Annotated in this window: 7 protein-coding genes and 1 pseudogene; 5 read left to right on the top strand and 3 right to left on the bottom strand. The window is 46.2% G+C overall.

Going from position 1 to position 13,334, the window contains the following annotated elements; all coding sequences use genetic code 11:
- The 4 genes and pseudogenes from K5677_RS12890 to K5677_RS12905 all read left to right on the top strand — a co-directional run.
- Nucleotides 1-559: pseudogene (locus tag K5677_RS12890) on the top strand (endoglucanase); the annotation flags it as partial.
- Nucleotides 560-805: 246 nt separating this feature from the next.
- The gene (gene secG, locus K5677_RS12895) at nucleotides 806-1,063 is read left to right on the top strand and encodes a preprotein translocase subunit SecG (protein WP_173459886.1); all 258 of its coding nucleotides are present in this window, start codon (nucleotides 806-808) and stop codon (nucleotides 1,061-1,063) included.
- A gap of 67 nt (nucleotides 1,064-1,130) precedes the next feature.
- Complete coding sequence (gene rnr / locus K5677_RS12900; protein ID WP_296728746.1) at nucleotides 1,131-3,308, top strand: ribonuclease R; 2,178 nt, start codon at nucleotides 1,131-1,133, stop codon at nucleotides 3,306-3,308.
- A complete protein-coding gene (locus K5677_RS12905; protein WP_296728747.1) occupies nucleotides 3,308-4,084 on the top strand; it encodes a hypothetical protein in 777 nt (258 codons plus the stop codon). Before rnr ends, K5677_RS12905 begins: the two co-directional genes overlap by 1 nt.
- Before the next feature lie 71 nt (nucleotides 4,085-4,155).
- On the opposite strand, the gene K5677_RS12910 is transcribed toward K5677_RS12905, so the two are convergent.
- The 3 genes from K5677_RS12910 to glmM all read right to left on the bottom strand — a co-directional run bounded on the left by K5677_RS12910 (nucleotide 4,156) and on the right by glmM (nucleotide 9,265).
- The gene (locus K5677_RS12910) at nucleotides 4,156-5,946 is read right to left on the bottom strand and encodes a Na/Pi cotransporter family protein (protein ID WP_296728748.1); all 1,791 of its coding nucleotides are present in this window, start codon (nucleotides 5,944-5,946) and stop codon (nucleotides 4,156-4,158) included.
- Between the two features lie 153 nt (nucleotides 5,947-6,099).
- Nucleotides 6,100-7,662 (bottom strand): lipopolysaccharide biosynthesis protein, encoded by a 1,563-nt coding sequence (locus K5677_RS12915; RefSeq protein WP_296728749.1) that lies wholly within the window; start codon nucleotides 7,660-7,662, stop codon nucleotides 6,100-6,102.
- Between the two features lie 217 nt (nucleotides 7,663-7,879).
- Entirely contained in the window at nucleotides 7,880-9,265 is a 1,386-nt protein-coding gene (gene glmM / locus K5677_RS12920) for a phosphoglucosamine mutase (RefSeq protein WP_296728750.1), read from the bottom strand.
- A 377-nt stretch (nucleotides 9,266-9,642) separates the two neighbouring features.
- Here glmM and K5677_RS12925 point away from each other — a divergent pair, with 377 nt between their 5' ends.
- Nucleotides 9,643-13,113: a YfhO family protein gene (locus K5677_RS12925; protein WP_296728751.1), complete on the top strand. Its 3,471-nt coding sequence runs from the start codon at nucleotides 9,643-9,645 to the stop codon at nucleotides 13,111-13,113.
- Nucleotides 13,114-13,334 lie beyond the last annotated feature (221 nt).

Raw genomic sequence — 13,334 nt, forward strand, 5'->3', positions numbered from 1 at the left:
CGGTTTCGGTACATGGACAGGCGAATGGGAGCAGGAAGAGTTCTCAGGCGTTAAGGTAAACTCTGACAAGACAGTAGCTATCGACTATACTGTTCCTTCAAACGTTGGTTCAACTATCAAGGCTATGGTTTGGTGGCCACATGATGACGATGTAACTATCACAAAGATCGTTCTCCACAAGAGCGGCTCTTCAAGCAACAACAACACAACAACAAGAGCTACTACAACAAGAGCAACAACAACTACAAAGGCAACTACTACAACTACAAGATCTACTACAACTACTACAGCTCCAAGCAAGGAGCTCGACGCTAAGCTCCTCGGCGACGCTAACGACGACGGCGGCGTTGATCTTGCAGACGTAGTTCTTATCATGCAGTCACTTGCAAATCCAAACAAGTACGGCCTCAACGGTTCAGACAGAACACACATGACAGAGCAGGGACAGGCTAACGCAGACGTTCACAAGAGAGGTAACGGTATTACTTCAAATGACGCTCTCGCTATCCAGAAGAAGCTCCTCAATCTTATAAGCTCACTTCCTGTAGATCAGGTTTGATGACACAAAGCAGCTCCCAGTGGGAGCTGCTTTTATTTTACGTGCATACTGCGGACCGATGTAGGCATCAGCCCCTACAAGCCATAATACTTGTACGATTTCAACAATTTTACTTTGTTTTTTTGTCTCGCTTTTTCGCTGAAAACTCTTGCAAATCCGCCGCTTCTGTGATATAATAGTAAAGCTAATTGAAATATTTCGGCTTTTGCCGTAAATCATAACTGTATATTTCGGAGGTAGTTTTTTATGTCAACTTTAGAGATCATCGGCGGAGTAGCAATACTCATCCTCAGCGTTATCACTGTTATCATCTGCCTTTCACAGGAGCAGAAATCACAGGACAGCATGACTGCTGCTCTCACAGGTGCAAGCGCTGATTCATTCTACGGCAAGAACGAGGGCAGAACCAAGGAAGCTATCCTTGCTAAGATCACAAGAACTCTTTCAATTCTTCTCTTTATTGCTGTACTTGCGGTAAATATCATACCGATCTTCACAAAGTAAAAAAGCTGCCCTGTGACTTTAGGTCATGGGGCTTAAATTTTTATCGAACACCTCACAAGGAGAGTTTATGTCAGAAAAACCAAAAAAGAAACAAACAGCAAAAAAAAGCGGCTCTCCCGTGTCAGTGGAGAGCTATAAAAACAAGATAGTCACCTTTTTAAAGGCTTACGGCAAAAAATCCATGCCACTGAGCGAGCTTGAATCAAAGTGCAGGACTAAAAAATCAGGCAGAGAGAATTTCACCGAGGCTTTTTCTCAGCTCCGCACAGAGGGCGTTGTCATGATGAAAAAAGGCATGAAGGCTGCCCTTTGCTCACGTATAAACGTGTACCCCGGCACGGTGACAAGGCTCAGCAGGACATTCGGCTTTGCTGTTACCGACGAGGGCGTAGAGTATTTTATCCCGGGAAAATGTATGCTTGGCGCTATGCCCAACGACAGGGTGCTTATCTCCGCTATCCCCTCCCGTTCAGGCGAGCCCGAGGGCGAGATACTTGATATACTCGAATTCGGCAGTTCTCAGCTAACAGGCAGGATAGAATATGAGGACGGCAAGCCTTACCTCGTTCCCGATACGGCTTCGCGCAATCACGTTATTATCGTGAAGGAGGAAAGCGTCCCCTTTGAAAACGGCGACAAGGTACTTGCAGAGATAGTCTACCGAGGCAGACGCCACGCCGAGCATAAGGTTAAGATAACTCTCGTTTTCGGCAGCTCGGAATACGCGGCTTCATCGGCAGCCTCAATACTTGTGATACACGGCGCTCCCACGGCATTTCCCGAGGAGGTGCTGAAGGAGGCAAGAAAAATATCCGAGGGCGGCGTACAGGAGTACTCCTTCAATAATCGCGAGGACCTGCGTGATATGGACATATTCACCATTGACAGCGCCGAGTCAAAGGACCTTGACGATGCGGTCTCTGTCAGCAAAACGCGAAAGGGCTACTGCCTCGGCGTTCATATCGCAGATGTTTCTCACTATGTCAAGGGCAACAGTGCTCTGGACAAGGAAGCCCTCATGCGCGGCACAAGTATATACTACGCCGACAAGGTAATACCAATGCTTCCGAAGGAGCTGTCTAACGGTATCTGCTCTCTTAACCCGGACGAAAACAGGCTTACCCTTTCCGCTTTCATAGAGCTGGACAAGGAGGGAAATATGCTCTCATACCGCTTCTGCAAGAGCGTTATCCGCTCCCGTGTAAAGGGCGTTTATTCAGAGATAAACCGCATACTGGACGGCACCGAAACTCCCGAGATAGCCGAGAAATACGCTAAGGTGCGCAAAAGCATAGACCTTATGAACGAGCTGGCGGATAAGCTCATCGAGAAGAAAAAGCTCCGTCACGCTCCCGAGATAGAGACCACCGAAAGCAAGCTCATAATCGGCGAGGACGGCATCTGCTGTGATGTACAGCCCCGAGAGCGAGGCAAGTCCGAGCGTATCATCGAGGAATTCATGCTGACGGCTAATGAAGCCGCCGCTAAGCTGGCTAAGGAAAAGAAGGTCCCCTTTGTTTACCGTATCCATGAGGCTCCGCCCGAGGCAAAGACCGAGGCGCTCCACGAGATACTGCCGAAATACGGCTTTGAGTGTCCCCATTTCAGCGAATTCAAGCCTGTTCACGCGGCTAAGATACTGGAGGAGGCTAAGGGCACAGACAAATTCGAGGCAGTAAATATGCTGGTGCTCCGCTCTATGGCAAAGGCGAAATATTCCCACGAACCGCTGGGACATTTCGGACTGGTGCTGGAGGACTACGCACACTTCACCTCCCCTATCCGCCGCTATCCTGACCTTGCAATACACCGCATAATCACGGATATACTGGCAGGCTACAACAACGACTGGCTCAACAAGCGCTATGCAGGCTTTGCGGTCAACGCCGCAGAGCGTTCATCAGCTGCGGAGATACGTGCCGTGACTATCGAGCGCGAATGTGAGGACTGCTACAAGGCAGAATATATGAAAGCGCATCTCGGTGAGAGCTTCACCGCTAAAATATCAGGTGTTACCGAATTCGGCTTTTATGCAGAGCTCCCCAACACAGTTGAGGGACTTGTCCATATAAGAACGCTCCCCGAGGGCGAATACGACTACTCCGAGCCTGTTTCTCTTACAGAGAGCTTCAGCGGAGTATCATACACACTGGGACAGACCGTTCAGGTGGTCTGCGCCGCAGTGAATGTCAGCGACGGAACTATAGATTTCGTCCTTGACGATGACGAACAGGAGGAAGAATAATGAAAAAGATATTAGCATTAATGGCAGCAGCAGCTCTTACAGCAGGCGCAGTATCCTGCGGCAAAAAGGCAGGCACGGCTTCCCAGCAGCCTAAGCCAAAGACCACAGAGGCTGTAACAACAACAAGCGAAGACACTACCGAGACTACAACAGTTTCAACAACTACTGCAATAACCACTACGACCTCCGCAGCTGCTTCAACATCGACAGCTGCACATCAGCCCGATCCGCTTGGCGGCGGAGCCTTCGAGTACAACGACGACGGCGCTGTGGTCTTCACTGAGGACAGCTCAAAGGCTGACGACAAGACTCTTATGGCGGCTGCACAGGCACTTTTTCAGTCCGCCTGCCGAACAGAGATGAAGTTCACTGTAGGCTGCCCCTTTGAGGTCGACAACGACGATTATATTGAAAACGACCTTTCATGGCGTTTCTATCGTGTTACCGACAGCAGGATACACTCTTTCAGCGACGTTCTGAACGAGTACCACAAGGTGTTCAGTGACAGCCATTCCAACGACCTCGCTTCGCTCTATATGGACAGCAACGGCTCGACATATGCCCTTTGCGGAAACCGCGGAGCTAATATCTACTACTCATCATCAAGGATAACTGAGATAAAATCAAAGTCTGACAATGAGATAGTATTCACCGTTGAGAATTACTACGACGGAGATGACTTCGGACAGCCATCCTATACTGAAACCGATGAATTCTCGGTAGTTATCGGCAGCGATAATGTCTGGAAGGCAGAAAAGTTCAATCTTCCGTATTAAGATATAAAAGCGGCGTACACTGCAAAATCATATCATAAAAAAGCGGCTGACTTAAAGTCAGCCGCCTGTTTTTATGCATTTACGCTTGTACCGCTCAGTCTGCGGAAATATTCCTCTGCATACTCACGGTATTCATTTCTGAATGTTTCATCGTTCTCCTTAACATCGTGGAGATACGCGTGAAGTGTTTTCTTCTCGTCTGTCTCGATAAGACAGCCTGCGATATTTGAGCAGTGATCGGATACTCGCTCAAGATTGGTCAGAACGTCCTGGAAGATATATCCCAGCTCAACTGTACACTCGTCATTCTGGAGTCTGCGGATATGGCGGTTTTTCAGCTCTGTACTGAGATTATCCACCACTTCCTCAAGAGGCTCTACCTTATGTGCAGTAACAAGATCGCTGTTTACATATGAATCGAATGCCTTGTTTATATTCTCGGCAATAGCGTCTGTGATGACTGTTATCTCGTTGAGACATTCATCAGAGAACATTATTCCCTTTTCGTGCATTTCCTGAACTGATTCCACAAGATTTACCGCATGGTCGGAAATTCTCTCAAAGTTTCCTACACAGTGCATCATCTTTGATACGCTTCGGCTGTCCGCACCTGTGATACTGGATTTTGCCAGCTTTATAAGGAAGCTGTTTATCTTGTCCTCATAGCCGTCGATTATATCCTCGTTTTCAATTATAAGGTCACAGGCGCCCTCGTCATAGCCTTTAAGGAGCTCCAGTGATCTGAGGATAGTCTCTCTTGTGAGCTCAGCCATCTGATTTGTAGCTGAGATACAGGTGTGTACAGCTACAGCAGGAGTTTTGAGGAGTATAGTGTCCAGACCTGTAATTGTCTTTTTCGAGCTTTCCTCCTCGGCAGCATCGTCCTTGATTATTATCTTTGAAAGGTTTACGATATGCTTTGAGAACGGCAAGAGAATGATTGTCGTTGCTATATTGAATATAGAGTGCATGACCGCAATTCCGACATAGCCAACAGTCTGATCGAATATACTAAGATGGATCACGCTTTCAAGTATCATTGATATAGGAAGCAGTATAAGTGTTCCGAGTATCTTTATCAGTATATGTATACAAGCCACGCGCTTGGCGTTTTTGTTTACTCCGATACTTGAAATGAGAGCTGTTACGCAAGTACCGATATTAAGTCCCATGATTATAGGAAGCGCCATACCATATGTCAGCGCACCTGTCTGTGAAAACGCCTGTAATATTCCGACAGAGGCAGCGGAGCTCTGGATTATGCCTGTAAAGCCTGCTCCTACAAGAACGCCGAGGATAGGATTCTGGAATGCGGTAAGTACATTCTGGAACTTAGGCGAATCAGCAAGAGGTGATACCGCATCTGACATAAGAGTCATACCTGTCATTATAATGGCAAAGCCTACAAGGATACGTCCTATGTCCTTTTTCTTGTTTTTCTTTGCTGCCATTATCATTATAACACCTATAAGTGCAACTAACGGTGCAAATGATGAAGGCTTGAGCATCTTTATAAACGGATTCTTTCCGTCAACACCTGCAAGGCTGAGTATCCACGCAGTAAGTGTTGTTCCGATGTCAGAGCCAAAGCACACGCCGATAGTCTGCTCAAGTGACATAATGCCCGAGTTTACAAAACCTACCAGCATAACAGTCATTGCTGACGACGACTGTATCGCAATAGTTATGCCCATTCCGAGCAGCAGTGCTTTGATTTTGTTAGAGGTCATTTTTTTAAGTGCCAGCTCCAGCTTGCCGCCTGTGAGCTTTTCAAGACCTGTTGACATTACCTTCATACCATAGAGGAAGAAGGCAAGTCCGCCCAAAAGGGTAAAGATGTTAAAAACCGAAAATTCTTCCATGATTTTCTCCTGATAAATAATATTTTCCCACTTCTAAATACTATTATATCAGGATACAGCCGCAAGTCAAGGATTTGTGCCATTCTTTAACGTGGATTTAACATAAAGGGGGCTGCCGAGGTAAGTCCCTCGGCAGCCCCTGAATGGATCATATTACTTTTTCTTGTTCTTTTTAGCGTTTGTCTGCTTTTCAGCCTTTTCAGCTTCTTCCTCGATAACGTCCACGAGATCATCGAGATCATCGTCATCAGCGCTGACTTTTGCAGGCTTCTTGCTGTTCTCGAATTTAAGGGCTGCGATAAATGCAGCAGCGAGGTATACTGCAAATATAAGGATCTCAACTATAACTATAGTCTTTACAGCTCCGCTTGCAGCCTGACTGAGACCTGCTCCTACGGACTTTGTCGCAGGAACAAGGATATTGTAAGCGTTTGCGAACTGTACGTTCTCATAATAGTCGCTTGCTGTCTGCTCTGTAAGGTCAACAAGCTTCTCGACCTTCTTGCTGAGGTCTGCGATGTCAGCCTCTACCTTGTCAACATTAGCCTTTGAGCTTGCCTTGTTGTTCTGGAGAGCATCGCGTCTTGAAGTGTAGAAGTTGATATCCTGCTTTGTCTGTGCAAGGCTTGATTCAACGCTTGTTTTCTGTCTGAACATCGAATCGTACTGTTCTGAATGAAGAGTAGACTCGGTATTTGTGTTTTCAGTACCGTTTCCGAATACCTGAATAACATCCTTCTTATATGAAGTGATAGAGTTGTTGATAGCTTCAAGTCGCTCAGAGTACTCGTCACTGTCGCGCTTGAGATTCTCTATCCTGTAATTATAGTAAGCAAGTGTGGAATCCTTATCCTTTGTTACGTTGTTTACAGTGATATAAGAGGATATTCTGTCAAGGTCAATGCCTGTGATAGTCTTTGCGTAATCAGAAAGGTCGCTGAATGTATAGCCTGTAGCGCTTGAACGGAATGTTGTTGTATCGTCCTTTGCAAGGTTGTCAAGGTAGGTCTTAACTGTTCTGAGTGAGTTTCTGAAAAGGTCTACCTGCTGAGCGTAATCATAGGTTTCATAATCAGCGGTCTTTACAGCTGTACCGAGGGGCTCATTGAAGCCGTATTCCTCATAAAAGTACTCGCCGTAGCACTTTAAAAGAGTGTTGAGGAAATCAACGCCGTTCTGTCTGTCAAGACCTGCCTTGCCAAAATCGAACTTTACAGTGAACTGTGTCGGATAGTACTTTGTATCCAGCATAGCCTGTGCAGCAGAAAGGCTTCCGCTTGTTGCCTTGTCCATTACGCTGTTGTAGGCTGTGAGCTGATCGTAAGCCTCCTGCGGTATCTTATAGTCAAAGCTGAGACTTGTTCTGATGTCCTCGATCTTTTTGAGATCCATGCCCATTTCTGTAAGAGCCTTTTCAATGACCTTTGGATTCTTCATTGTTTCGATCTCAAACTTGCGGCCCTTTGGGTCAAGTCCCTTTTCGATACCTGTATATGTAAAGCTTACCAGTGCCTTTGCAGGTGTCTTAGCTGAAAAAGTCTTTATCGCTGAGAAAGAGAATGTCAGCAGACCTGCTATAATAGTGATCACTATCCATACTGCAAGGTATCTCTTGAGATTTTTCAATATTGCGGAAATAGAAATAACTACTTCATCTTTGTTATCTTCCTGATTTTTGATCGTAACATTGAGGTTACGTTCGTTATTCTTAGCCATTTTACCCTCCGTTTTATTGTTGTTTCCTTATTTTACGGCATAACACGCCGTAAGAATTATTATACCACTAAAAAGGCACATCGTCAATACCTTAACAAAATTTCCAATTATTCGCTAAAATTGAACGATATGCCCTCTGTGACGTTCTACAGATTGCACCAATAACGCAGAACGGCTCTCCGTGGTCTTGACCGCGGAGAGCTGATATGCTTGTTTATTATAATGTATGTCCCTTCTGTCTGATAACGTTCACTACTCTGTCAACACAGCTGCGGCATACTGCCTCGTCCTGAGCCTCTACCATAACTCTTACAAGGGGCTCTGTACCGCTCTCACGGACGAGTATTCTTCCGCTGTCGCCAAGCTCTGCCGCTACCTTGTCCACCTCTGCGCGGACATCGGGATCTGCCTGTGCAGCTGCCTTGTCCTTTACCTTGACATTTTCAAGGACCTGCGGATACACAACGAAAGGAGCTGCAAGCTCGCTGAGCTTCTTCTGACGGGACATGATCACCTGCATTATCTTTAAGCTTGTGAGGATGCCATCGCCTGTGGAAGCATACTTTGAGAAGATGATGTGTCCGCTCTGCTCGCCGCCGATACAGCAGCCATGCTCCTTCATGTACTCATAAACGTACTTGTCGCCGACAGCTGTCTTTGCGTACTCTACGCCTATCTCGTCAAATGCTCTGTAAAGTCCGAAATTGGACATAACTGTAGTAACAACAGTATTATTGATGAGCTTTCCGCGCTCCTTCATGTATCTTCCGTAGATATAGAGAATATGGTCACCTGTGATGACATTTCCCTTTTCGTCAACACAGAGACAGCGGTCAGCATCGCCGTCGTAGGCAAAGCCGGCGTCAAGGCCATTCTCCACTACGAACTTCTGAAGTCCCTCGATATGTGTAGAGCCGGCATTATTGTTGATGTTGACTCCTGTAGGAGCTGCATTTATAACGTGAGTCTCAGCGCCGAGAGCCTCAAATACGCTCTTTGCAATGTTCCATGCTGAGCCGTTTGCGCAGTCAAGACCAATCTTCATGCCTCTGAATGAGTACATACCAAGTGAGATAAGGTAGCCGAGGTAGCGGTTTCTGCCCGAAACATAATCCACACTCTTGCCTATCTTCTCACCGTGAGCGAATGGGACTTCCTCCCACTTCTGACCGAAAGCCTCAAGTTTTCCGTCCAGATAAGCCTCCACGAGGTCAATTACCTCGTCCTCCATTTTCTCGCCCTGACCGTTTATGAGCTTGATGCCGTTATCGTGGTATGGATTGTGGCTTGCGGAGATCATGATACCGCAGTCAAAGCTGTCAACTCTTGAGATGTAAGCCACTGACGGAGTTGTAGTAACATGGAGCAGATATGCATCTGCACCCGAAGCGGTAAGTCCGCCTACCAGAGAATACTCGAACATATAGCTTGAACGGCGTGTATCCTTGCCTATTACTATGCGCGGAGCGCTGTCGTCGCCCTTTCTTCTTTTGAGCTCGCCGTAGTACCAGCCAAGAAAGCGTCCTACCTTATATGCATGATCGGCTGTGAGATTTTCATTAGCCGTGCCTCTGAATCCGTCCGTTCCGAAATATTTACCCACTTTAAATTATCTCCTTAAAATAAAATTGATCAGTCAATTATTAAATAATTTGATATGTATTTTATAATCAACCAAATAAAACTATATCCGTGCAGACTAAAAAAGCCCGCAACAGTTTTATTATAGCACTTTGACACATAACAGTCAACGGATTTAAAAATTAATTCACAAAATTAATTGTAAACTCATTTGCCGTCATGCAAATGCCTCCATATATTAGACGTAAAAACAAGTGAAATCTCTCACTATTTTTCAAAAATATTTTCAAAAATATTTTTTGTTTATTATTGCAAAGGTGCTGATTTTGTAGTATAATTAAAATAGTATTATAATTGGGTATTATGGCTTCTGCCGCCCGAAATAAAGGAGGAACAAAATTGGCTAAGTCAAAAGCTACGGGCACAAAGGCAGGCACAGCCTCTGCCCGCACCAAGATCGGCAGCACAAAACCCGCCGTTACTGCCGCAGACATCATAGCCGAGAAGCGCGGACACAAGTTCAGACCTGTATTCTATATACTGTCATTTCTCGTCCCCTTCCTGCTGACATTCGTGTCATACATCTTCTTTGATGTCTACCCTTTCGGCGAGCGCTCAGTGCTCACACTTGACCTCAACGGTCAGTACATTTACTATTTCGAGGCTCTCAGAGATGCATTCTGGGGCGACGGAAGCGCCTTTTACAGCTGGAGCAGAAACCTGTCAGGCGGCTTCATGGGTATCATAGGATACTACCTCGCAAGTCCCTTCACGCTGATCGTCATGCTGCTGCCGAGGAAAATGATCCTCGAAAGCGTAATGATCATGCAGATGACAAAGGTAGGCGCAGCAGGTCTTACCTTCTGTGTATACGCACAGAAGTCCAAGAAGCTGAAGCCTCTCCAGTCTCTCATGTTCTCTACGATGTACGCAATGATGGCATACGTCGTTATCCAGCTCATCGATCCTATGTGGATAGACGGTCCGGTATTCCTGCCGCTGATAATCCTCGGCGTTGAATATCTGGTCGATGACGGACGAAAGCTCAACTTCATTATCCCGACAGCGATAATGTTCATCGCAAACTTCTATATCGGCTTTATGATAGCCATTTTCATCGCCTTGTACTTCCTTTACTATGTATTCTTCGGAACACAGCGGAAATTCAAGGGCATAAGCGATTACTTCACCGTATTCGTCAGAATGGGAGTTTCGGCTGTGGTAACAGCAATGTGCAGCGCTATCATGATACTCCCCGTTTACAACGCACTGGCTCTCGGTAAGTTCGACTTCTCAGTCCCCGACTACAGCTACAAGGCAATGTTCAACCCTGTTGAGCTTGTACCGTGTCTGCTGCCCAACCAGTACTACTCAGTAAACGTTGACGAGGGCACCAGATTCTACGGACGCCCCGAGATATACTGCGGTGTGCTCACATTCATTCTTATCCCGCTGTTCTTCGCAAACAAGAAGATAAAGCGCAACAACAAGATAGGCTATGGCTTCCTTACATTCGTAATGCTGTTCAGTATGTACGTAAAGCCTGTAAACATGATGTGGCACGGCGGTCAGGATCCTAACTGGCTCCCTTACAGATACTCATTCCTGCTCTCATTCATTCTTGTGTCTATGGCTGCGGAGGTATTCTCCAATCTTGACGGCTACAAGCTGTCGCTGCCGAGCGCTTTGCTGTCAGGCGGCATCATAGGCGGTCTCACCGCTATATTCTGCGGCATGATGAAGAGCTTCAACTATAATGAGGAAAAGTACAAGTACGTCGCCATAACACCATACAAGGCATATCTTGATTCCTCCGACGCCAAGGAGCAGCTCTGGCTGGGTACTATCGCATTCGGTCTCGTCCTTGCTGCTATTTACATCGTTGGCGTATATATGTACAGCCATTCAAGGACAAAGAAGGGCAGAAACGCTATCACAGTGGCTATGTCGCTCCTTATATTCTTTGAAACAGGCTATAACTGCTTCGACTCCTTCAGAAAAATATACAAGGAGGTCGGCAACTCAGGCAAGTATACCTATACCGAAATCATAAGTGCTCCCGACGTAGTCAAGGAGCTTGAAGATTACGACGGCGGCTTCTACCGCGCGGAAAAGACCTTCAACCGTATGGTAAACGACGACCTTGCATACGGACTCAAGGGCATATCGCACTCCAGCTCGGTAATGAACGCAAGAGCTATCACATTCATCGAGACAATGGGTTACTTCACACAGAGCTTTGAGTCAAAGTACGAGGGCTGCAACCCTGTGGCAGACTCAATTCTCGGCATAAAGTACGTTCTCGATGACCCATCAAGAACAAATATCGGTTCCACTGTGGACGCTTCATATATCAAGCGTTTCTCAACCACATACAAGAAGGACAAGGACGTTACCGCAAACATCGACGTTTACGAGAACCCCAACGCTCTCGGAATAGGCTATATGGCTGACGACGATATCCTTATCCTTTCCGGACTGGGCAACGACAATCCCTTCAACAGCCTCAACAACTTCCTCAGCTCTATGACAGGAAGCACTACAGACTATACTACCGTTCCGATACAGCCCAGACAGTACTATGTTCCTTTTGACTGTGACGTACACTACGACGATTCAAAGGTATATCTCCACGATTACAACAACAACGGCACTCTCCACGACTGCTATGAAGCATATGCAGGCGTTGACGACGCAGTTATAAACGTTGACGTGACTGTTCCTCACGACGGAAACATCTATATGCACCTCGGCTCTGAAATGAGAAAGGCTACAAACGTATGGGTAGCCGTAAAGGGCGAGGACGGCGTATACAGAGGTCAGAAGTCGGGCACAGAGGCATATGACGGCTACGGCACATACTTCAACACAAATTCATCTCCTGTCGTAAGAATGGGACCATTCAAGGCAGGCGACGAGGTAGAGATAAGACTTACAATTCCGCCAACAGGTGAAAACGGACAGTACGACGGAACCGATGAGTATATAATGATAAGAAAGGAAGCAGGCTTAAACTTCTATTACCTTGACGAAGAAGCCTTCACCGAGGACATCTCAAAGCTCAGAGCAAACCCGTGGAACCTTGATATGAGCAAGACCAATGACCGCTGCCTTGTTGGCGACATTGACGCTCAGGACGGTCAGATACTCATGACAACTATCCCATACGAACCCGGCTGGGAGGTTAAGATAGACGGCAAGACTGTTGACAGCCTCATCACTGAGGAAACGATCGAGAACACAGGTCAGAAGATACTCCGCAACAAGGAGGGCACTGAGGGCCCTGTCATCGTTCTCGGAACACTTATCGGTATCCGCGTTCCAGCAGGACACCATACTGTATCAATGAAGTATACTCCTCCCGGCTTCAATACCGGAGTAGTAACACTGATTCTCGGCATTGCCTGCCTCATATTCTTCTATATGTATGACAGAAAGCACAACAAGGTGCTCAAAGAGAAGATCAGGGCAAAGAAGATACTCAAGGGCGAAAAGGTAGAGGACGAGCCCGAGGAAGAACCCGAGGAGACCAAGAGCTCCAAGAACGACAAGGACAAAAAGGACTCCAAGGACGCCAAAAAGCCTAAAAAGCCAAAAGAGACTGAAAAGTCCGAGGATACAGGCAGAAAAAAGGTCGAAATAATCAAATCCAAAGGCGCGGTAGCTCCGATACCTGTTGAAGAACCGGAGGAAGAGCCTGAGGAGGAAGAGGTAAACGACGCCGAAAGATTCATCGCAAACGCCGATGAAGAATTCAAAAAAGCAGTCGATACCGCCGAAAAAACAGCCGAGGATTCAGCAGAAAGAGCAGAAAAAGCTGCCGAAGAGCTGATGTCCGAAGCAGAAGAAGCTGATGATGACGCCGAATAAAAGGCAGATCAGAAGAATAATAACAGCAAAAAGAAAAAGTAAGCTGAAGCCTCCGCATTTGCGGAGGCTTTTCCTTATGGTAATTTTATCTCTTAAAATAGTAAAATCAATACTTATATATTAACAAATTATTTCTATGTAAATTCTATTATCCTAATCAGAAATAGTATAAACAATACCTTAAAAAATATCTATCCAAATAATATTATTGAAACAAATCT

This window comes from Ruminococcus sp. (assembly GCF_024684275.1).